The sequence below is a fragment of the Cloacibacterium caeni genome (assembly GCF_907163125.1).
GTDB lineage: Bacteria > Bacteroidota > Bacteroidia > Flavobacteriales > Weeksellaceae > Cloacibacterium > Cloacibacterium caeni_B.
This window is the reverse complement of the sequence record NZ_OU015319.1, coordinates 1,807,371-1,828,805: the sequence shown is the minus strand read 5'-3', so window position 1 is coordinate 1,828,805 and position 21,435 is coordinate 1,807,371. Positions and strand designations below refer to the sequence as shown.

The 21,435-nt window shown below is 33.8% G+C and carries 26 protein-coding genes and 1 tRNA gene; 5 read left to right on the top strand and 22 right to left on the bottom strand.

Annotation, left to right across the window (positions count from 1 at the left end; genetic code table 11):
* Positions 1–2 precede the first annotated feature (2 nt).
* The 13 genes from nuoK to KKQ79_RS08270 all read right to left on the bottom strand — a co-directional run bounded on the left by nuoK (position 3) and on the right by KKQ79_RS08270 (position 9,972).
* Complete coding sequence (gene nuoK / locus KKQ79_RS08330) at positions 3–329, bottom strand: NADH-quinone oxidoreductase subunit NuoK (RefSeq protein ID WP_069797220.1); 327 nt, start codon at positions 327–329, stop codon at positions 3–5.
* A gap of 4 nt (positions 330–333) precedes the next feature.
* Complete coding sequence (locus tag KKQ79_RS08325) at positions 334–828, bottom strand: NADH-quinone oxidoreductase subunit J family protein (RefSeq protein ID WP_213189731.1); 495 nt, start codon at positions 826–828, stop codon at positions 334–336.
* Positions 829–1,383 (bottom strand): NuoI/complex I 23 kDa subunit family protein, encoded by a 555-nt coding sequence (locus KKQ79_RS08320; RefSeq protein WP_069797219.1) that lies wholly within the window; start codon positions 1,381–1,383, stop codon positions 829–831. It lies immediately after the preceding gene.
* A gap of 113 nt (positions 1,384–1,496) precedes the next feature.
* Complete coding sequence (gene nuoH / locus KKQ79_RS08315) at positions 1,497–2,546, bottom strand: NADH-quinone oxidoreductase subunit NuoH (protein WP_104793255.1); 1,050 nt, start codon at positions 2,544–2,546, stop codon at positions 1,497–1,499.
* 75 nt (positions 2,547–2,621) lie between these two features.
* Positions 2,622–3,626: an NADH-quinone oxidoreductase subunit G gene (locus KKQ79_RS08310; RefSeq protein ID WP_213189730.1), complete on the bottom strand. Its 1,005-nt coding sequence runs from the start codon at positions 3,624–3,626 to the stop codon at positions 2,622–2,624.
* Between the two features lie 45 nt (positions 3,627–3,671).
* Positions 3,672–5,024 (bottom strand): NADH-quinone oxidoreductase subunit NuoF, encoded by a 1,353-nt coding sequence (gene nuoF / locus KKQ79_RS08305; RefSeq protein ID WP_104793257.1) that lies wholly within the window; start codon positions 5,022–5,024, stop codon positions 3,672–3,674.
* 12 nt (positions 5,025–5,036) lie between these two features.
* Entirely contained in the window at positions 5,037–5,546 is a 510-nt protein-coding gene (locus tag KKQ79_RS08300; RefSeq protein WP_213189729.1) for an NADH-quinone oxidoreductase subunit NuoE family protein, read from the bottom strand.
* A gap of 129 nt (positions 5,547–5,675) precedes the next feature.
* Positions 5,676–6,899, bottom strand: a complete 1,224-nt coding sequence (locus tag KKQ79_RS08295; protein ID WP_213189728.1) for an NADH-quinone oxidoreductase subunit D — start codon at positions 6,897–6,899, stop codon at positions 5,676–5,678.
* Positions 6,900–6,921: 22 nt separating this feature from the next.
* Complete coding sequence (locus tag KKQ79_RS08290) at positions 6,922–7,416, bottom strand: NADH-quinone oxidoreductase subunit C (protein WP_213189727.1); 495 nt, start codon at positions 7,414–7,416, stop codon at positions 6,922–6,924.
* 125 nt (positions 7,417–7,541) lie between these two features.
* Entirely contained in the window at positions 7,542–8,099 is a 558-nt protein-coding gene (locus KKQ79_RS08285; protein WP_069797184.1) for an NADH-quinone oxidoreductase subunit B, read from the bottom strand.
* Between the two features lie 69 nt (positions 8,100–8,168).
* Positions 8,169–8,540 carry an NADH-quinone oxidoreductase subunit A gene (locus KKQ79_RS08280; protein ID WP_069797183.1) on the bottom strand — a complete coding sequence of 124 codons (372 nt, stop codon included), beginning with the start codon at positions 8,538–8,540 and terminating at the stop codon, positions 8,169–8,171.
* Positions 8,541–8,657: 117 nt separating this feature from the next.
* A complete protein-coding gene (locus KKQ79_RS08275) occupies positions 8,658–8,837 on the bottom strand; it encodes a hypothetical protein (protein ID WP_069797182.1) in 180 nt (59 codons plus the stop codon).
* A gap of 10 nt (positions 8,838–8,847) precedes the next feature.
* Complete coding sequence (locus tag KKQ79_RS08270) at positions 8,848–9,972, bottom strand: GNAT family N-acetyltransferase (RefSeq protein ID WP_213189726.1); 1,125 nt, start codon at positions 9,970–9,972, stop codon at positions 8,848–8,850.
* 104 nt (positions 9,973–10,076) lie between these two features.
* Here KKQ79_RS08270 and KKQ79_RS08265 point away from each other — a divergent pair, with 104 nt between their 5' ends.
* Complete coding sequence (locus tag KKQ79_RS08265; protein ID WP_213189725.1) at positions 10,077–10,787, top strand: zinc metallopeptidase; 711 nt, start codon at positions 10,077–10,079, stop codon at positions 10,785–10,787.
* 2 nt (positions 10,788–10,789) lie between these two features.
* Here the strand turns inward: KKQ79_RS08265 and KKQ79_RS08260 are convergent, their stop codons facing one another.
* The 8 genes from KKQ79_RS08260 to rbfA form a co-directional block, all read right to left on the bottom strand.
* Positions 10,790–11,395, bottom strand: a complete 606-nt coding sequence (locus KKQ79_RS08260; RefSeq protein ID WP_213189724.1) for an IMPACT family protein — start codon at positions 11,393–11,395, stop codon at positions 10,790–10,792.
* Positions 11,395–12,417, bottom strand: coding sequence for a bifunctional diaminohydroxyphosphoribosylaminopyrimidine deaminase/5-amino-6-(5-phosphoribosylamino)uracil reductase RibD (gene ribD, locus KKQ79_RS08255; protein WP_213189723.1), 1,023 nt, complete (start codon positions 12,415–12,417; stop codon positions 11,395–11,397). Before ribD ends, KKQ79_RS08260 begins: the two co-directional genes overlap by 1 nt.
* A 36-nt stretch (positions 12,418–12,453) precedes the next feature.
* Positions 12,454–13,056 carry a hypothetical protein gene (locus KKQ79_RS08250; protein WP_213189722.1) on the bottom strand — a complete coding sequence of 201 codons (603 nt, stop codon included), beginning with the start codon at positions 13,054–13,056 and terminating at the stop codon, positions 12,454–12,456.
* Position 13,057: 1 nt separating this feature from the next.
* Positions 13,058–14,842, bottom strand: coding sequence for a DUF349 domain-containing protein (locus KKQ79_RS08245; RefSeq protein WP_213189721.1), 1,785 nt, complete (start codon positions 14,840–14,842; stop codon positions 13,058–13,060).
* Between the two features lie 174 nt (positions 14,843–15,016).
* Complete coding sequence (locus tag KKQ79_RS08240; RefSeq protein ID WP_213189720.1) at positions 15,017–15,751, bottom strand: shikimate dehydrogenase family protein; 735 nt, start codon at positions 15,749–15,751, stop codon at positions 15,017–15,019.
* 61 nt (positions 15,752–15,812) lie between these two features.
* A complete protein-coding gene (locus KKQ79_RS08235) occupies positions 15,813–17,606 on the bottom strand; it encodes an endonuclease (protein ID WP_213189719.1) in 1,794 nt (597 codons plus the stop codon).
* A gap of 54 nt (positions 17,607–17,660) precedes the next feature.
* A complete protein-coding gene (locus tag KKQ79_RS08230) occupies positions 17,661–18,875 on the bottom strand; it encodes an ABC transporter permease (protein ID WP_213189718.1) in 1,215 nt (404 codons plus the stop codon).
* A gap of 3 nt (positions 18,876–18,878) precedes the next feature.
* Positions 18,879–19,241, bottom strand: a complete 363-nt coding sequence (gene rbfA / locus KKQ79_RS08225) for a 30S ribosome-binding factor RbfA (RefSeq protein ID WP_069797170.1) — start codon at positions 19,239–19,241, stop codon at positions 18,879–18,881.
* Positions 19,242–19,470: 229 nt separating this feature from the next.
* Between rbfA and mce the strand changes: the two genes are divergently transcribed.
* The 4 genes from mce to KKQ79_RS08205 all read left to right on the top strand — a co-directional run bounded on the left by mce (position 19,471) and on the right by KKQ79_RS08205 (position 21,247).
* Positions 19,471–19,869 (top strand): methylmalonyl-CoA epimerase, encoded by a 399-nt coding sequence (gene mce, locus KKQ79_RS08220; RefSeq protein ID WP_213189717.1) that lies wholly within the window; start codon positions 19,471–19,473, stop codon positions 19,867–19,869.
* Positions 19,870–19,946: 77 nt separating this feature from the next.
* Positions 19,947–20,020 (top strand) — tRNA-Ile (locus KKQ79_RS08215).
* Positions 20,021–20,129: 109 nt separating this feature from the next.
* Positions 20,130–20,540, top strand: a complete 411-nt coding sequence (locus KKQ79_RS08210) for an Rrf2 family transcriptional regulator (protein WP_213189716.1) — start codon at positions 20,130–20,132, stop codon at positions 20,538–20,540.
* A 53-nt stretch (positions 20,541–20,593) separates the two neighbouring features.
* A complete protein-coding gene (locus tag KKQ79_RS08205) occupies positions 20,594–21,247 on the top strand; it encodes an NAD(P)-dependent oxidoreductase (RefSeq protein ID WP_213189715.1) in 654 nt (217 codons plus the stop codon).
* Between the two features lie 41 nt (positions 21,248–21,288).
* Here the strand turns inward: KKQ79_RS08205 and KKQ79_RS08200 are convergent, their stop codons facing one another.
* Positions 21,289–21,432 (bottom strand): hypothetical protein, encoded by a 144-nt coding sequence (locus KKQ79_RS08200; protein ID WP_213189714.1) that lies wholly within the window; start codon positions 21,430–21,432, stop codon positions 21,289–21,291.
* Positions 21,433–21,435 lie beyond the last annotated feature (3 nt).

Below are 21,435 nucleotides of genomic sequence, written 5' to 3'. Positions count from 1 at the left end.
CATTATCCTTTTAATTTGTTAAAAATACTTACATCTACATTTCTGGTATTTCTATACATCATAGTGATAATCGCTAGACCTACTGCAACTTCTGCAGCAGCCACTACCATGATAAAGAATACCAAAATTTGTCCGTGTCCATCTCCTTTATAAGCAGAAAATGCAGCCAAAAGTAGATTTACAGAATTAAGCATTAATTCTACACATCCTAAAATGATGATGGCATTTTTACGAACGAGAACTCCTAAAACTCCTAAACAAAACAATGTAGTACTTAAAATAATGTACCAATTGAGCGGTATGTTTTGTAAAAATGAATTGACTTCCATAATTCTATAAATCTTTTTTACCAATTAATACTGCGCTTACAATACCTGCTAAAATCAGGATAGAAGCGAGTTCGAATGGTAATACATATTCGTTAAACAATAATTTTCCAAGGTTTTTAGTCAAACCGATGCTGTTATCAATATTTTGAACAACATTCGATTGAGAAAGACCTTTATAAGCTCCTAACATTCCTACGAAAAGGATTCCGGCAGAAAAAATACCGATAAATTTCGTAAGGTTTTGTTTTTTGCTTTCGTCTTTAGCATTAAGATTAAGCATCATTAATACATAAAGGAATAACACCATGATGGCTCCTGTATACACGATAATTTGTACAATTCCTAAGAACTGCGCATTCAGTAAAACATATAATGCGGCAATGCTAAAGAAAGTAACAATTAATGATAAAATTGCATACAAAGGATTTCTTGCAAATACAAAGTAAACAGCACTTGCAACCGCTACTAAAGCGATAAAAAAGAATAAGAACTGTTCCATTTATTTAAGAGCTTTTTTTTGTGATTCTGTTTGTCTTTCAGAAATATCTATTCTGTTTTCCATGCTTTCTACCAAAAGATCTTTGCCGTAGATAAATGAGCCTCTGTTTTGTTCTGGTTTTACAATTCTATCGGTAAGATAAATTGCAGATTTAGGACAAGCTTCTTCGCATAATCCACAGAAGATACATCTTAGCATATTGATTTCATATACTTCGGCATATTTTTCTTCTCTGTAAAGATGTTTTTGCTCTTTGGTACGTTCTCCCGCAGTCATGGTAATGGCTTCAGCTGGACAAGCTACCGCACATAATCCACAAGCAGTACATCTTTCTCTGCCTTCATCATCACGCTTCAGAACGTGTAAGCCACGATAAATTTTAGAAAATTCTCTTTGCTCTTCAGGATAGCTTACCGTAGGTAGTTTCCCAGTAAGAGTCATTATCGCATGTTTGCCGGTAATTCCCATTCCTTTGATGATTGCAGGGAGATAAATTTTCTCTGCAAAAGTCATCTTTTTGTTAGAAGCTACCTTTGATCTATTGGTTAGTTTCATATAAATTAGATTTGAGATGTGAGATTTGAGATGAGATTTTTCTCTACTCAAACTTTATCTTAAATTTTTAATTTTTTTATAATTTCAAATTTCAAATAATCAATTTCAAATGATTAAATCCATTGATAATGTTGGTTCAAAAGAACTAAAGCTCCAGTTACCAACAAGTTTACTAATGCAAGCGGAATTAATGATTTCCAGCCAAGGTGCATTAATTGGTCATATCTAAATCTTGGTAAAGTCCATCTAATCCACATAAAGGTAAGGATTACGGCAATGGTTTTAGCCAAGAATGCTAAAATACTTGCAATTCCAGCCGCGTTTTCTCCCCAGTTTTCACCAATCCATGCTAATCCAGGGAAATTGTAACTTCCTAAGAAAAGGGTAGTGATTAATGCTGAAGAAATAAATAAGTTTACATATTCACCGAATAAGAAAAGTCCTAGTTTCATCGCAGAATATTCTGTGTGGAAACCTCCTACTAATTCTGTTTCACATTCTGGTAAATCAAAAGGAGCTCTATTGGTTTCTGCTAATGCTGCTACAAAGAAGATGATAAATGCTAATGGTTGGAAGAAGATATTCCATTTCATACCATACCATCCACTTTGAGATTCTGCAATTACCTTAAGGTCTAGAGAACTGTTCATCATGATGATCGCTAATAGAGATAATCCCATTGCTAATTCGTAAGAAATCATTTGAGATGAAGCTCTAATTGCTCCGATTAATGAATATTTATTGTTAGAAGCCCAGCCTCCAATCATAATTCCGTAAACACCGATAGAAACCATTCCCATTAAGTAGAGAACGCCTACATCTAGATTGGCTACTTGTAAATCAAAAGATTCTCCACCAATATTTAGAGATTTTCCCCAAGGAATTACAGCTCCGGTAATAAGTGAAATAAACATTACTAAACCAGGCCCGAAGAAAAATAAGAATTTTTCTGCTTTTTCTGGGATAAAGTCTTCTTTGAAGAAGAATTTTCCACCGTCAGCTAATGGTTGAAGTAAACCGAATTTCCAGCTTCTGTTGGGACCAATTCTGTCTTGCATAATGGCAGCCACTTTTCTCTCTGCCCAAGTAGAGTAGGCTGCTACAGCCATAGAAAGGGCGAAAAGTGATACTACAAGTATTGTTTTGAAAAGTATTAAATCCATTTCTTTATGAGATTTTAGATTTTAGATTTTAGATTTTAGATTTTGAGAATCTTTAACCATTCATCTTTCTCCAAATTATTCTAAATTATCTTTTTTGCTAATTTCTTTAGCGTTTTCATATTCTAATTTTTCCACTTCAGCATCTTCTGGTTTCTGATAGTGGTTAAGAGAAATTACAGAATGTCTGCTGATGTGTCTTGGTCCTTCTATGTTCCAGTGTTTTACATCTTTTTTCTCGAATCTACATTCGTTGCAGATAAATTCTTCTACTTCTCCGTATTGATCTTTTCTGGCAGTTACTCTTACGATTTCGTCTCCTTTCATCCAAAGAACTGCTTTACCAGAACATTTAGAACAAGTACAAGTTGCGTCTACTGGTTTTGTAAACCAAACTCTGCTTGCAAATCTTGCAGTTCTATCTGTTAATGCTCCTACTGGACAAACGTCTATCACGTTTCCAATAAAATCATTATCTAAAGCTTTATTAAGATAAGTAGAGATTTCTGCATGTTCACCTCTGAAAAGAATTCCGTGTTCACGAGTATTCGTCAATTGATTAGCCACCAAAACGCATCTTGCACACAAGATACATCTGTTCATGTTTAGCTTAATGTTTGGTCCTAAATCATCAGCATCATATGTATTTTTTTCAAAATCATTTCTGGTTTGCTGAAGACCATGTTCGTAACCTAAATCTTGAAGGTGACATTCACCAGCTTGGTCACAAATAGGACAATCTAGTGGGTGATTGAGTAATAGGAATTCGGTAACGGCTTTTCTTGCTTCTTGCGTTTTTTCAGAAGTAAGGTTTTTCACTTCCATACCGTCCATTACTGTAGTTCTACAGCTTGCTACCAATTTTGGCATAGGACGAGGATCTGCTTCAGAGCCTTTAGAAACTTCTACTAAGCAAGTTCTACATCTACCGCCACTGTTTTCTAATTTGCTGTAATAACACATTGCTGGAGGTACAGATTTTCCACCAATCTGGCGCGCTGCGTTTAGAATGGTAGTTCCTGGTTCTACTTCCGTAGTTTGTCCGTCAATGGTTACTTTAAATTTTTTAATTTCTTCGCTCATTTCTATGTATTATGAATTAAGCTTTAGCTTTATTAATGTCTAATATTATTGTTTTTCAACTACCGGAAGTGGATCTGCATAATGTGCAATTCCATAATTTCTGGTTAAGCATTCTGGATTATTGATATGCCATTCGAATTCATCTCTAAAATGACGAATTGCTGCTGCTACAGGCCAAGCTGCGGCATCACCTAATGGACAAATGGTATTTCCTTCAATTTTTCTCTGAATATCCCATAGCAAGTCGATATCTTTCATTTCGCCTTGTCCTGATTCTATTTTTTTCAGAATTTTATACATCCATCCTGTTCCTTCACGGCAAGGTGTACATTGTCCGCAACTTTCGTGGTTGTAGAAATGTGCTAAGGTCATGGTATGTTTTACCACACATTGGTCTTCATCTAAAACAATGAAACCACCAGAACCCATCATAGTTCCTGTAGCGAAACCGCCATCAGAAAGAGATTCGTAGTTCATGTATCTTGGTTCGCCAGAAGCTGTTTTAAGCAATAAATTTGCTGGAACAATTGGAACTGAAGAACCTCCAGGAATACATGCTTTTAATTTTTTACCGTTCGGAATTCCTCCACAATATTCATCAGAGTAGATAAATTCTTCTACAGTGATGGTCATATCTATTTCGTAAACTCCTGGTTTATTGATGTTTCCACAAGCGGAAATTAATTTAGTACCTGTAGAACGACCTACGCCAATTTTAGCGTATTCTGCTCCTGTAATGTCTATAATTGGAACTACTGCAGCGATGGTTTCTACGTTATTTACCACAGTTGGACATTGCCAAAGACCTTTTACCGCAGGGAAAGGTGGTTTTAATCTAGGATTTCCACGTTTTCCTTCTAGTGATTCTAGAAGTGCAGTTTCTTCTCCACAGATATAAGCACCAGCTCCTCTTTGAACATAAATTTCTAAATCGAAACCACTGCCTAAAATATTTTTACCAAGGAAACCTGCTTTTTTAGCTTCGTCAATAGCTTGTTCTAAAATATCTGGAATCCATGCATATTCTCCTCTGATGTAGATGTAAGAAGTGTTAGAACCTAGTGCATAAGATGCTATAATCATTCCTTCAATCAAAAGATGAGGAAGAAACTCCATCAAATATCTGTCTTTAAAAGTTCCAGGTTCTGATTCGTCTGCATTTACGACCAAATATCTAGGCACACCTTCTGGTTTTGCTAAGAAGCTCCATTTCATTCCTGTAGGGAAACCAGCACCACCACGACCTCTAAGACCAGAAGTTTTTACTTCTTCTACAATTTGGTCCGGAGTCATTTTCAATGCTTTTTCTACAGATTGGTAACCACCATGTTCTCTGTAAGTATCAAAATATCTGATACCTTCTATGTGTGCGTTTTTAAGTAAAAGTTTTTTACTCATAACTGTTATTTATTAATCAAGAGCGATTTGTCCTTGTCTGCAAAGCTCAAGGATTTCGTCTACTTTTTCTTTAGTTAAATTTTCGTGATAGAATTTTCCAAGTTGCATCATTGGTGCATAACCGCAAGCTCCAAGACATTCTGCAGGTTTTAGAGTAAATAAACCATCTGCAGTAGTTTCGCCAGCTTTGATGCCTAATTTTTCTTTGATATAATTTACGATATCATCACTTCCTCTTAACATACAAGGTCCTGTAACGCAAACTTCTAAAACGTATTTTCCTACAGGTTGTATATTAAACATGGTGTAGAAAGTAGCTACTTCATACACTTCTATTGGAGTAATTTCTAAAACACTTGCTACATAATCCATCACAGGAACGTCTAACCAACCTCCAAATTCTTTCTGCGCTAAGTGAAGCACAGGAATTAATGCAGATTTTTGTTTTCCTTCTGGATATCTTGCAATGATTTGTTTTACTTTTTCTAAAGTTTCTGGTTTAAAAGCAATTGTTTCGCTCACTTCTTTAAAATTTTAAATTTTAAATTCTGAATTTTAGATTTTAAATTTTAAATATCTTTAATTCAAATAATTAACTATGGATTTTTTAGATTAATAATTTTAAATTTATAATCTAAAATTTATATCTTTTTATCCGTCTAATTCTCCAGCAATCACGTTCATGCTACTCATCGTAACGATTGCATCAGAGATTACGGCACCTTTAATCATTTCTGGATACGCTTGGTAATAAATAAAACAAGGTCTTCTAAAGTGCAATCTGTATGGAGTTCTACCGCCATCACTTACTAAATAGAAACCAAGTTCACCGTTTCCACCCTCTACAGAATGATAAACTTCACCAGCAGGAATATCAGTTTCGCCCATCACGATTTTGAAATGATAGATTAATGCTTCCATATTATTGTACACTTCTGCTTTTTCTGGTAAGAAAAATTCTGGTACATCTGCATGGAAATCTCCTTCTGGTAAATTATTATAAGCTTGGTTAATGATTTTCAAACTTTCCCAAATTTCCTGTTGACGAACCATGAATCTATCATAAGTATCTCCTGCAGTACCAATAGGAATATTGAAATCAAAATCTTGGTATGATGAATAAGGACTTGCGACTCTCACGTCATAATCTACACCAGCAGCTCTTAAGTTAGGGCCTACAAAACTGTAGTTTAAGGCACGTTCTGCACTGATAGGACCAGCACCGATGGTTCTGTCCATGAAGATTCTGTTTCTTTCTACTAAATTTGAAAATTCTTGGAATCTTGCAGGGAAAGTTTTTAAGAAATCTTTTAATAATTCGTGGAATTTAGGAGTGAAATCTCTGTCGAAGCCACCAATTCTACCCATGTTTGTAGTCATTCTAGCGCCACAAACTTGTTCATAGATATCGTAAATTCTTTCTCTGTCTTGGAAAACGTAGGTGAAACCAGTTAAAGCCCCAGTATCTACTGCAATTACGGAGTTACAAACCAAGTGGTCAGCAATACGAGCCAATTCCATCATTATAACACGCATGTAATCTACTCTTTTTGGCATTTCAATCCCTAGAAGTTTTTCTACTGTCATGTGCCAACCAATGTTATTGATAGGTGCAGAACAATAATTTAAACGGTCTGTAAGAGTGGTAATTTGCGTAAAATTTCTACGTTCAGCAATTTTTTCAAAAGCTCTGTGAATATAACCTACGGTTTGTTCAGAATGAAGAATTCTCTCACCATCCATGGTTAAGACATTTTGGAAAATTCCGTGTGTAGCAGGGTGAGTAGGACCAAGGTTCAGTGTATATAATTGACCATCTATTTGCTCTTGAGCATCGTATTGGTTAAGTATATTGGATAGTTGATTGTCTTTCATAATAATTTAGATTTCAGAATTTTTATCTACCGAACATAGAGTCGTCTTTGTCAGTTCTTGTTCCATCTTCTAGCGCATATTCTTTTAGAAGAGGGTGATAACCTAGTTCTTCCATGTTTAGAATAACTCTTAAATCTGGGTGACCTTTAAACGTAATTCCGTAGAAATCATATGTTTCTCTTTCCATCCAATTGGCTCCTGAATACAAGTCTGTAATAGAATCTACCTCGGCGTTATCTTTTGGGAAAAAGCTTTTGATTCTTATTCTAAAATTTTCTTGTAAATTATGAAGGTGATAGATTACTCCAAGTTCCTTCTCCTTATGGTCTGGATAATGAATGCCACAAATGTCTGTAAGGAACATAAAATTAAGAGAAGACTCTTTAAGGTGATGAATCACTTTTTTAAGCTCTTCTTTTTTTACTTCTACAGTTAGAAATCCATAAGGTTCAGACGAAGAAATCAATGCTTCTGGAAATTCTCTATTGATGGCTTCTAAAACAAATTCGCTTGTCATATTATTAATTTGAAAATTTGAAATCGAGGTAAATTACATCGCCTTCAAAAATTTGTTTCTATTATTGTTTCAAATTTATTTTTGATAAACGCAAGACTTGAAATTCAAATCTTTACATTTTCAAATTACTTAATTCCGTAGCTTTCTAATAAAGCTTTGTATTCTGGTAAGTCTCTTCTTCTTAAGCTTTCGTTTTCTGCCAAAGCTTGTACTTGCATGTAACCTTCTAGAATTTGTTCTGGTCTTGGTGGGCATCCTGGAACATATACATCTACAGGAATAATTTTATCAATTCCTTGTAAAACAGAATAAGTATCAAAAATACCACCGCTACTTGCACAAGCACCTACAGCAACTACCCATCTTGGTTCTGCCATCTGTGTATAAACTTGTTTAAGAACTGGAGCTAATTTTTTAGAAATAGTACCACAAACCAGTAGGATATCTGCTTGTCTTGGCGAGAAACTCATTCTCTCTGCCCCGAATCTAGATAAATCATAGTTAGGAGCCATAGTTGCCATAAATTCGATACCACAACAAGAAGTAGCAAATGGTAATGGCCAAAGCGAAAACTTACGCGCCATACCAATAATATCGCTTAATTTTCCTGCGAAAAAACCTTCACCTTCAATTCCTGGAGGCGCTGGTGCATTAGTATTGATTACAGGTTTATTATCTGACATTTTTAATTTTTTTAAAGTTTTTTTTGAAAAATCTTACTCTAATGTGTAAAACACTTTAGCGGCATAAATTTACTTATTCCAATCTAAAGCTCCACGTTTTAGTACATAGAAAAATCCTATGAAGAAGATTGCTATAAAAGTAGTTACAGCAAGGAATCCTTCAAATCCTAATTCTTTAAAATTTACAGCGTAAGGATAGAAAAAAACAATTTCTATGTCGAATAAAACGAATAAAATAGCGGTAAGAAAATATTTTACAGAAAACGGAGTTCTTGCATTTCCTTCTACTTCAATTCCACACTCGAAAGTGTCATCTTTAGTAGCTCCAGAAGTGTGTCTTTTAGGACCCCAATTGTGTGATGCGTATAAAGTAAATAACACAAAACCTAAACCTACTGCCGCCTGAATAAGAACAGGGATATAATTATCAGGTAAATTCATCTCTATTAAGTATTTCTAACTGGCAAATTTACGAAATATAAATAGAAACGAGAAGTATTTTTAAACACTTTTCTTTCTAAAAAAAGGTTTTCTCTAATTTAGAATTAATAAAAATAACTACTTGTTCTTGAGGTTTTTTAAAACCTTAAACGCAATGAATGCAATGTACCCAAAAAGAAAACTCGCAAACAAAATATTAATAATAGCATTAGTTTTCTCATCTTTTACTTGGAAAAACTGATTGTACATCACATACATGATGATAATGCCAATGTAATAATAAAGTTGAGTTTTCATTTTTAAATTTTTAAAATTCTAAAGTGTAAGTTCTTCTTCTCTTGTGGTTTACAGGATTGTAATCTTGCCAAAGTAATTGGATGTTTTTGTTCTCTTCTAACTCTGGATTGGTCTCTAAAAATTTCACCCCTTTTTTCTTAAAAGTTTTCCAGATTTCTTTAAAAATAATAGCGGTAACTCCTCTTCTTTGGTATTCTGGATGAATTCCTATCAAATAAAAGTTAGCTCTTTCGTTTTTTCTGCCAGCGTTTAGTAAATGATACCATCCGAATGGTAATAAACTACCATTGGCTTTTTGCAAAGCTCTGGAATATGAAGGCATGGTAATCGCAAAAGAAATCAACTTGTCATCCTTGTCAGTTATGCAGATAATGTAGTCTTTATCTATAAAGCCGAAGTATTTTTCTTTGTAATGCAAGATTTGCTCGTCGGTAATAGGAGTGTAAGTAGAAAGATTTTTGTATGTTTCGTCTAGTAACTTAAACATCGGTTCTACTAAAGGAAGAATTTCTTCTTTAGAATTGAATTTTAAGGTTTTTAGTTGATATTTTTCTGCGATGAGTTGGCTGAATTTTTCAACTTTATCTGGTAAAACATCAGGGAACATAATTTCGAATTCTACCCATTCTTTTTCTTTCACCAATCCCAATTTTTCTAAATGTTTTGGATAATAGCTGAAATTGTAAATCCCAATCATCGTTGCCAATCTGTCAAACCCGAAAGTGAGCATTCCTGCCTTGTCTAGATTGGTAAAACCCATCGGTCCTTCTATTTTTTTGATGTTTTTTTCTTTAGCATAAGCTATAGCCGTGTCAATAAGTGCTTTAGAAACGGCTTCATCATCTATAAAATCTAACCACCCGAATCTTACTTTTTCTATGCCGAGTTCTTGGGCTTCATTGTGATTAATCATCACCGCAATTCTTCCTACGATTTCATTGTCTCTGTAAGCCAAAAATTGCTTAGCTTCGGAATAGGCAAGAGCAGGGTTTTCTTCTTTGTTCCAAATGCTTTTCTCATCTTTGATTAAAGATGGTACATAATTTTGATTATTTTTGTACAGATTCATCGGGAATTTGATAAAATCTGATAATTGTTTTTCGGTAGTAACTTGAATGATTTTTACTTCAGACATGTTTAGATAATTAGAAAAACAAAGATAGTGTAAAAGATGACAATGCCCAAGTTTGGCACAGTTTTTACTTCAAAAAGAATAAACAAAAAAAACAAAATAAAAATATGACAGGTTATTATTTAATTTTAGGAGTGTTAATGCTCGTGAGTTGGTTGGTTTCGGCTAGATTGAAGTCGAAATTTCAACATTATTCCAAAGTCCATCTCAGAAATGGAATGTCTGGGAAAGAAATTGCCGAAAAAATGCTTCGCGATAATGGAATTCATGATGTGCAAGTGATTTCTGTTCCTGGTCAATTAACGGATCATTATAATCCAGTAAATAAAACAGTAAATCTTTCTGAAGGAGTTTACATGCAGAGAAATGCAGCAGCAGCAGCGGTTGCAGCTCACGAATGTGGTCATGCTGTACAACATGCAGTTGGTTACTCTATGTTGCAACTTCGTTCTAAATTGGTTCCGTTGGTAAATATTAGTTCTACGCTTTCTCAGTTTGTAATTTTTGCAGGGATTTCTGTGATGATTGCTTCCAGAAGCATTCAGAATCCTCAAGGAAATACTACAGTTTTAGCGATTGGTGTTTTACTTTTTGCGGTAACTACACTTTTTGCGTTCATTACTTTACCAGTAGAGTATGATGCGAGTAAAAGAGCGTTAGCTTGGTTAGAAAATTCTGGAACATTAGGCAGAGAAGAACATGCTGCGGCTGAAGATTCTCTAAAATGGGCGGCGAGAACTTATGTTGTGGCAGCGCTAGGTTCATTAGCACAATTGCTTTATTGGGCGTCAATGCTTTTCGGAGGAAGAAGAGAGTAATCTTATTCTAAAAATTTAAAATTTACATATTGAATCTCGGACAAAAGTTCCGAGATTTTTTCTTTTTCGGACAAATTGAGCCTTGCTGTTATCATACAATCTTCTTGTGTATCGAAATTCAAGACTTTCGCATCAAATTTATTGAGAAGAGAAAAAATAATGTTTTGTTGAGAAAATTTAAAATGAATTTCGAGTTCGGTTTCTAATTCTTTGGTGATAATTTCGGCGTGTTCCAAAGTATATTTGGTGCTTTCTTTGTAGGTTTTTACCAAGCCAGAAACGCCTAATTTGGTTCCGCCATAATAACGAATGATTACCACTAAAATATTGGTAAGATTGTGAGCGAGAAGTTGATTGTAAATAGGTAAACCAGCACTTCCTGAAGGCTCTCCGTCATCATTTGCGCGGTAATTTTCACCATGAATTCCTATTCTGAAAGCATAACAATGGTGCGTAGCTTTTGGATGTTCTTCTTTTAAGCTTTCTAAAGCAATTTTGAGTTCCTTTTCGTTATTGACAGGAAATGCAAAGCCGATAAATTTGCTCCCTTTTTCTTTGAGCAAAATATCTCGAACTTCAGATTTTATGGTGGTGAAATTGTATTGCATTACAGATTTCTATAAATAGAAACTACATTATCTCTCATTGTCTTTTCTTGAGTCAGTTTTCCATTAAATTTAGGAGCTTTTGTGCCATTTTCTAATAGGATATTTTCGTTTTTAATGATAATGGCTTCATCCCAAAGATTTTGGTCAATAAAAGTTTGTAAAGTTCTGCTTCCACCTTCTACTAAAACCGATTGAATCTGATTTTCGTAAAGTTTCTGCATTAATTCTTCCATGAAATTTTCTTTAGAAATTTTAATGAATTTTACATTTTCTTCTTCTGTCTCTTTTTCTTGATTGAAAACCAAAGTAGTAGCTTCATCATTATAAATTTTAAAATTTCTGGGAACTTTTAAATCAAAATCAATCAATATTCTCACAGGATTTCTGCCTTCCACTAATCTGGTTGTTAAGCTAGGATTGTCATTCAAAGCAGTTTGAGTTCCTACTAAAATAGCATGCTCCTCGCTTCTGATTTGATGTACAAATTGAGAATCCAATTCGTTGGATATTTTTGTAGGTTTAAAATCTTGGTCTATAAAACCGTCTTTACTTTCTGCCCATTTCAGAATCAAATAAGGACGCTTTTTCTCATGGAAAGTGAAAAACCTTTTGTTTAAATCTCTGCATTCTTCTTCCAAAATTCCAGAAACGGTTTCTATTCCTGCATCCATAAGGATTTTTTTGCCTTTTCCGCTTACTTTATCATGGCTGTCCATTGCACCAATCACTACTTTCTTAAAACCAATTTCTTTTAATTTTAATGAACAAGGTGGCGTTTTTCCGAAATGTGCACAAGGTTCTAGAGAAACATAAATCGTAGACTCTGGTAAAAGTTCTGGATTTTGTACAGAATTAATCGCATTGATTTCTGCATGAGGTTCACCCGCTTTTTGGTGAAAACCTTCTCCGATGATGACATCGTTATGAACAATTACAGCGCCAACTAAAGGATTTGGATATGTTTTTCCAGTCGCTTTTTTGGCGAGTTCTATACAGCGTTTTATGTAAGTTTCGTGATTCATTTTATTTGAAAAAAAATTCCGAAAAAAATTCCGGAATTAGTTTGTTTTTAGAGTTACAGAAGGAATGGTCATGGTGATGATTCCTTCTAAAAGTTTATTTCTTTTTTTACCTATTGATTTTTGAAAACCTTTAGCATCTTCAGTAGATTTTTCTTTGTAGGCAATAATCATAAATGTGCTTTCTTCGCCTAACAGAGTGTTTCTAAATCTATAGATGTTATAATCTGCCAATTCTTGTTCTGGAACTTCCGTTTTTTTATCTTTTGGAACATTGGTGGTGATAAAATCTACTACGAATTCGGTTCCATTAGGATTTTCGGTAACATTGTAAGTGCAATATTTATCCGTTTCGGCTCTTCGGTCGAGTTCTTCTGTTTTTTGATAAGTAGCTTCTTTAGCGTCTATATTTTTATTGAAAAAATAAATGGTAATGACCGCAGAAGCATCTTCTATTCTTTCGTCTTCTAAAATGTATTCTTGTACAAATTGGACTTTAGATTTTTGTTGTGCAGAAGCCAATACATATTTACTTTCGTTAAAGGTAATTTCTGGCACACCAATTAAGTCTTCGGTGTTTTGTGAATAAAAAATCCCCGAAAATAGTAAAAGTACAACAATCGAAAACAGTTTACGAATCATCTTATTCTCCCGAAATAATGTGGTGAAGGCTTTGTTTCAACATTTCTAACTGAGCTTTCTTGTCATCAATTTTATCAAAAGTATCTTTCAATAAAGGATTATCACGAGATACTTTGCCAAAGAAGCCTAAGTTGTTTTCTAATTTTACAATTTCTGCTTCTAAATCAGCTACTTGATTTTTAATTTTTCTAGCTTTATCAGTTAATTGAGATTCAGTAAGACCTTCTTCTTTCAAATCAAATTCATTGATTTTGTTCAGTCTTAATTTCTCTCTCATCGTTTTATTAAACTCTGTATTGATAGCCATTTTATCTCTTGGTACCTTTCCGATGTTGTTCCAAGCAGTTTTAATGTTTTCAATTTTTTCTATGCTTCCTTCTTCGTCGCCAATTTCTTTTAATTCATCTAAAAGCGCGCGTTTTTGTTTGTGATTTTCTTTCCAATCGTCTGTTACAGCATTGTTTTTAGTTCTGTAATTGTTAAAAAACGTGTTACAAGCTTCACGGAAATCATCCCAAACTTTATTGGTCATACTTCTAGGAACGTGACCTATTTTTTTCCAGTCTTCTTGTAATTTTTTGAACAATGGAACTGCAATTTCCCAATCTTCAGAATTCATATTATCCTGAGCGGTTTGTATAAGCTTCAGTTTTTCTTCTAAATTAGTATGCTGAGAGTTTTTGAGTCCTTTGTAGAATTCATTTTTCTTAGCATTGAAAGCTCTAAGCGCTAATTTGAATTCGTTCCAGTTTTGGTTAGAAATTTTTCTAGGAACGCTTCCTAATTTTAAGAAATCTGCTCTTAAACTTTCTACGGTGTTTATGGCGTTTTGCCAGTAATTATGATTCGGAGCTTTATCTGGAGAAGTCAGTTTTTTAATCGTTTCTATGATTTGATTTTTCTTCTCAAGAGTAGCTTGCTGTTCACCTTCGATTACGGTTAATAATTCTGATTTTCTTTCGTGAATTTTGTTCGAAATTTCTTTGAATTCTTCCCAAGTTTTATCACGGAATTCTTCAGCAACTGGTTCTGCTTCTTCTTTCCAAAGTTTGTGCAAAAACTGTAATTCGTTTAATGCTTTTTGTACTACAGGTTCGTTTTGTAATTCTTTGGCTCTGGCAATAATATGCTGTCTTTTTTCTAGATTATGTGCATATTCTTGCTCTCTGTATTCTTTATTTAAGTCTAACATTTGATAGAAATTATTCAAATGGTAGAAATAATTATTGTTAAGATTTTTGAATTCTGATTTTGCTACTTGTCCAGCGTTGCTCCATTCTTCTTTAATTTCTCTGATGGCGCGGAAAAGATTGGTGTTAGGTTCAGAATGCGTGTAAAGATTTTTTAATTTTTCTATGATTGAGATTCTCTTTTCGAGATTGTCTTTTTGCTCAGATTCTTGTTTTCTGTGGAAAACATCATATTTTTCTTTGAAAATATTGCTCAGTGCAGAAACTTTTGATTGAAGAGGATGTTCATAATGTGCATCTGCTTCTTTTTGGTCTTCACTTTCTAGGTTTATTTTGTGAAGAAGCATTTCTTTTACTGCATTAAATTTTTTATGATTAGCTCCTGCATCTTCAGCATTAATCAGTGCTTCTAACTTGGTCATTAATTCACCCGAAGTCATTTTTTCATGTTCGTGGTGTTCTACCATATCATGAGTTTCTTCTTCATGAACTTCTGAATCATGGCTTTCTTGAGGAGCAACAGATTGATTAGCAGTTTCTTCGTTTGGATTTACAATGTTCTCTTGAGCTTCAGAATTAGGGTTATCTGTAATCATAGCAAATTAATTTTAAAAGTAATATGCTTTTTCAAACACTTTTTTTGAATGTTTGAACGCATTTCGGCACTAAATTAAGGGTTTTTTATGAAATATGCAATTTTTTTGAAAGCGATAATTGTGCTCACTTTTAAAAAAATACATCAGTCTAAATCTTTGATGGCTCAGAAGTGTTTACAGTTTTTCATTCCAAATTTCCCAAGCTTTTTCGGCTTGTTGTTCTAGCATGAAATAACCGTTAATGGTTTTTGCGCCTTTTTCGGCAGCGTTTTTTAGAAATTTAGAAAGAGTAGGATTGTAAATTAAATCGATAACGAGATGATTTTCGGTAATAAATTCAAATGGGAAGACAAGGGTTTCTTCTACATTAGGAAAAGTTCCTACAGGTGTACATTGTATGATGATGAGGTTTTCTAAAACTTGATTTTCAGTGAGATTCTGATAATTAATTTCTGTAGTTCTAGAAACGGTAATAAACGGAATATTATTCTTTTTTAACACAAATTGAACGGCTTTTGCAGCACCACCATTTCCTAAAACGATGGCAGATTTTTGGTGTGGCTTCTTGTGCAGAAGAAGTGTTTTTTCAAATCCAAATGCATCAGTATTAAACCCTTTTGTTTTTCCGTTCTTGATGGAAATACAATTGATGGCGCCAATTTCTTTGGCTTCTTCGCTCAGTTCGTCTAAATAAGGAATAATTTGTTCTTTGTATGGAATAGTCACATTAAGTCCTACAAGATTTTCAGTTTGAAAAATAGTAGCAATATTCTGAAGATTTTCGATGTCAAATACTTCATAGGAATGGTTTTTCAAGAAAAGTTTTTGAAATTTCTGTTCGAAATATTTTTTTGAAAACGAGTAGGAAATATTTCTTCCTACCAAACCTAATTTTACTGATTTTTCCATAGTTCAAAGGTAATAAAAAAGGCTGGAAATGTTTCCAGCCTTGCAATGATTTGTATCAAGTTTATTCTACTACAAATTTCTGAGCATTATCATCAAATTTTGCAAAATAAATTCCTTTTGGTAAGTTTTTAAGAACTAAGTAATTTTTATTCAAAAAGGGTTTTTCTGCCACTTGAACTAAAACCCCGCTCGTGTTGTAAATCTCTACTTTTTTAATTTTACTTAAATTTTCACTTTTAACAAAAAGCATGTTGTTCTTAATAGGATTCGGATAAATGCTGAATTTGTTAGATTTTATTTCTGAGGTAGCTAAATCGTTATAGCAAGTCCAACTTAAATCATCAAAAGCCACTCTGTTAGAGGTTGTGCTATTATTTTGTATACTAATCGTTACATTTCCTGAAACATTGATGTTTGAAATGGTAGTGGTAGTTACAGTGTCTGAGTATGGGATTGTTCCTTTTTCAACACCATTAATAAATAATTTAAAACTTCCATTTGTTCCAGAGAATTTAAGTTGTGTAGTTACTGTTAAACTTCCTATTCCTCCTGAAATAGGTGAAGAACTTAATTTGCCATTTCTTAACGTAATTGCTTTATTATTAATTGTTTGGTCGGATCTAGAATCCGTTGCTGTCCATGTAATTCCAGCGCTGGTCCAATTTATGGTTTCATAGGCATTAGGAGTTCCGCTAATTTCCTCGAAATTTTCTGTGCCACAAGTGGTATTATTGTTATTTCCACCGCCACCAGTATTTTCTGTGGTAGTTCCAGTAGCAGTATTACTTTGATTGGATGTATTTCCTGCAGCGTCTTTGGCTTTTATATAAAATGTATATGTTGTAGACGGATTAAGGCCAGTCACGGTTGCACTATTAGTAGCTGATGAAGTTTTAAGCGTTCCGTCTAGATAAATATCATATGTCGCTACAATTATATTATCCGTAGAAGCGGTCCAAGATAAAGATATTGTGCTAGAAGTACTTCCCGTAACGGCTAGGTTTGTTGGTGTGGTTGGTGCTACTGTATCAGGAGTTGTTGTTCCCCATATTAAAGCTACATATTCTGGGTGGTCTATAAATGGGTTTCTATTTCCTTGATAAGTATAAGCTGCATTGTTTCTGTCAATTTCTCTTTGAGAGACTGGGTCATTTGTGTGCCATTCTTTTAGAACCGCCAATTCCCAAGCTTCTACACCTGGAAATGCGGTATTAGTGAGAATATCATTGTCGCTAAAAGTTGACAGTTTAGATTCATATCTTGTTGCAAAATATAAAATCATCCTTGCGACGTCTCCCTTAAATTCATCAATGGGTTCAAAAACAGTTCCACTATAATTAGGTGATGCGCTGGTTCCTCTTTTAGAGCCGTTTGCTGAAACAAAATTGGCAGTTCCCACTTTTCCAAAAGGAAAATTACTTCTATTTCCGTTTACTTTTCCATCAGTTGGTACAATGTGATGAATGTCCGAAACCATTGGAGATGCAGAATTGAAATATCCTTGTGGAAAAACGTGCTCTCTATTATAGCAGTCTCCTTCTACTTTATAACTACCACATTGTTTAGAGCCATGTTGATAGACATAAGGGTCTTTTCCGCTAGGATTTTCTGAATAAATGTCTAATACAGAGCCGTCTTTTTCGTAGTAATTATCTGAATCCGTTGATGGATATCCGTTGTATAGGTTATCATAAGACTTCGTCTGGTGACCATTTGTAATGATTTGGCTTAATTTTGTTTTAAGAGCAGCTCCAGTTAAACCAGCTGTTCCGTCATAGTAACCTGTAGGTATCTGTGCGAAAATGTTTGCAGCAGAAAATAATAATCCTACAATTAGTAAAGTTTTAATCTTCATAATGTTAAAGTAATAAAAAGGGACACAAAGTTATAATAATTATCAATAAGATAATTAATTATTTTCAATAATGTTCTCTTTATTAATTTTTGAGAAGATCCAAGAAACAGAAATTCCGAAGAAAAGTCCTATTAAAGCCACATAGAAATAATTAGGCCAGAAAATTTTTACAGGGAAAGGTAATGTTTCAGTAGCTTTGAAAATGCCAGTTTGTATTTGAATGACACAAATAATAGTCCCCAAAATCAAGCCCGAGATCACTCCAAACAATACAATAAGTAGACCAGTGTTGAAATAAGTCTTTCGTAAATCACTAATTGTAAAACCTAAAGAAATCAATGATTTAGCTTGGTCTTTTTTATCCAATTGAAGAATAATAATAGCACCAGCAAGGTTAAACGTAGTAATAAAAATCACCAAAGCAAAGATGAGGTAAATCATCAGTTTTTCGGTGTTAATCATTTTCCAGAAGGCAGCGTTTTCTTCTGCTTTTGTTTTTATGGTAACTTGATTGCCGAGTTTATTTTGTAAATCTTCTTTTATAGCATTTGCTTTTTCAGGATTTTTCAGTTTTATGGCAATCTCGTAAGCTGAGTTTTTAGGCAAGTTCAGTAACTCCGAAGTCAGTTCAAGCGGAGCGATAATATAATTGTTCAGCTGGTCATTTCCAGGGAAAATTCCAGTAACATAAATATCTCTTTTATTGAAAATATCTTCTTCTTTATTGATGATTCCTTTGCCAGGTTTTGGCATGAAAAGAGTTGCTACGTTTACATCATTAGCTACGGGAATTGCCAATCTGTTGTTCAGTTGAGCTTCCATAATCACTTCATTGATAAATTTAAATGAAGGATAACTTCCGTAGAAAATATTTTTGTCAATAGGGTTTACTTTTACATAAGCCGAGTCTACGCCTCTTATGTAAGCTATTTCGCCCGTATTGTTATAGTCTATGTACACTTTTTCTTCAATCAATTTAGAAAAATGACTGATTTCGTTTTCAGATTTTAGGGTAGAAGTTACTTTTTGAATATTAGGGATAACTTTTCCTTGAGCGCTTTTCAGTGTAAGATCAGCATGTAGATTAGAAATAAAATCTTTGTTGAGGTCTTCTAATCCAGAAAAAACCGAAATAATAATAAACATGGCGGCTACCGCTACCATCATAGCAAAAGCAGCCAATCCTGTAATAAAACTTACAGCTTGGCTTCCTTTTTTAGCAATGAGATATCTTCTCGCGATATAAAAAGCGGTATTTCCTTTGGCCATTTTTTATAAAATAGGATTGTCTCCCAGACCTTTTAGTTCTTTTTCTATACGTTCTACATCATCTAGTGTAGTGTCTAAATAGAAATTAAGTTCAGGAATAATTCGCACTTGTTTTGCCATTTTCTGACCAATAAAATTTCTGTAGAAAGACTTATTTTCGTCTATCTCCTTCATGATTGGCGTTCTAAATTCTTGCGGAAAGATGCTCAAATAAATTTTAGCAATGCTTAAATCTGCCGTTACCTTTACATCAGAAACGGTGATTAGAAAATTTTGTTTGCTCTCTGAAGCGAGTTTTCTAAAAAGTTCAGCAAAATCTTCTTGAATAATCTGTGCTACTTTTCTTTGTCTGTTACTTTCATTCATGTTGCAAATTTAGTATTTTTGTTTGAGATTTTGGGCGTGTCCTTTTCTTTTTGCCAAACGCAAGGTCTTGACCATAAAAAGAAAAGGTCGGTATTCGGCTCACACTTTTTTCTAAATTTTTTATCAAAACCTATGCCCTTGCAATAAAAATTTAGAAAAAGAGTTCCGCCTACTCCCTCACGCAAACTAAGATTTTAATAGAAATTAAGTAAACAATTACCACATCATCATGAAAATAGAACACTTAGGAATCGCCATTAAAAGTCTAGAAACTTCAGACAATCTTTTTGCAAAACTTCTTGGGAAAAGCAATTACAAACAAGAATCGGTAGAAAGAGAAGGTGTAACTACCTCTTTTTATCAATTAGGAGAAAGCAAAATAGAACTTTTGGAAGCCACCAATCCAGAAAGTCCAATTGCTAAATTTATCGACAAAAAAGGAGAAGGAATTCACCATATTGCTTTCGGAGTAGAAGATATTAGAGCAGAAATAGAAAGATTAAAAGCAGAAGGTTTTGTTTTTATTTCCGAAGAACCAAAAGATGGCGCAGATAATAAGTTGGTGGTTTTCTTGCATCCTAAATCTACAAATGGAGTTTTGGTGGAATTGTGTCAAGAAAAACCGTAAATTTTTTTTTGAATTTTCCGAAAAAATCTTACATTTGCACACCCAATTGAAATAAAGATATTTTATCATAAATATTTGGCCTTGTAACTCAGTTGGTTAGAGTAGCTGACTCATAATCAGCAAGTCCTTGGTTCGAGCCCAAGCTGGGCCACAAAATCCTCAGAATTTCTGAGGATTTTGTTTTTTATGTGAAAATTTTTTCAATCTTAATTGTAATTAAATCTGTTACAATTAAAAATTTACATATTTTTGCATCAGAAATGAACAATACTCGATTTTCCACAGCGCTTCATATTATGACTATTCTTGGTAGTAAACCAGAAGAATGGCATACTTCTGATTGGTTAGCTGGAAGCATCAATGTAAATCCTGTAATCGTAAGAAAAGAAATATCTGTGCTTAGAGAAGCAGGTTTGGTAGAAAGTAAAAAGGGTAAAGAAGGCGGTACTAGATTAGGAAAAAATATTGATCAAATTACAATTGCTGAAATTTACAATGCCGTAAAAAACTCAGAGGTTTTAGGTAAAAAAAATCAACATCCTAATCCGCAATGTGAAGTGGGGAAGGTGATTAATCAGAATTTGGATCTTCTTTTTTCTGAAACAGATGAGGTAGTGCTGAATTTCTTAAAAGAAAAATCTTTGAAAAATTTTATAGAACAATTCAAATAAAATTTTTTAAGCATAAATGTAACAAAAATTATTACAATTTAAATTATAGAAAAATGAAAAAAGTCGCAGTCATTGGTGCAACAGGTTTTGTAGGCACTCAAGTAGTAAAAGAATTAGCAAATAGAGGATATTTTGTAAATGCTTTGGCTAGAAATACTTCTAAAATCGAAGAATCAGAAAATGTAAAAGCTATAGCTGTAGATGTTTACAATACTTCTGAATTATCAGAAATCCTAAAAGGAAATGACGCTGTGATTAGCGCATTTAATCCAGGTTGGACGAATCCTAATATTTTCGAAGATTTCTTAAAAGGAGCGACTAGCATAGAAAAAGCGGTAGAAGAATCTGGCGTAAAAAGATTTATTACCGTAGGTGGAGCAGGAAGTTTATATATTGCTGAAAACCTTCAATTAATAGATACTCCAGAATTTCCAGCGGAAATTAAACCAGGCGCAGAAGCAGCCAGACAATATTTAGAAATTATTAAAAAGAATGAGAATCTAGATTGGACTTTCTTTTCTCCAGCCATAGAAATGCATCAAGGAACAGCAGGTGTAAGAAAAGGAACCTATAGAACTGCACTAGAAAATCCGGTTTTTGATGAAAGCGGAAGAAGTATCCTTTCTGTAGAAGATGTAGCGGTAGCTTTGGTAGATGAATTAGAAAATAATCAGTTTGTGAGACAAAGATTTACAGCGGCTTATTAATCCATTAATATTTGAAACTGACTCATTAGAGTCAGTTTTTTTTATTGGTATTCGTCTCTTATTTCTTTACTTTTTGCAAAGCAAACTGGCGAAGAATTTTCATTGATGATGATTTCCTTCTTTTCCTTGGAATTCTTTTTTGTAGACTTCTCTTTAGCTTTTTTAGGAACTTTGTCTTTTTTCATAGC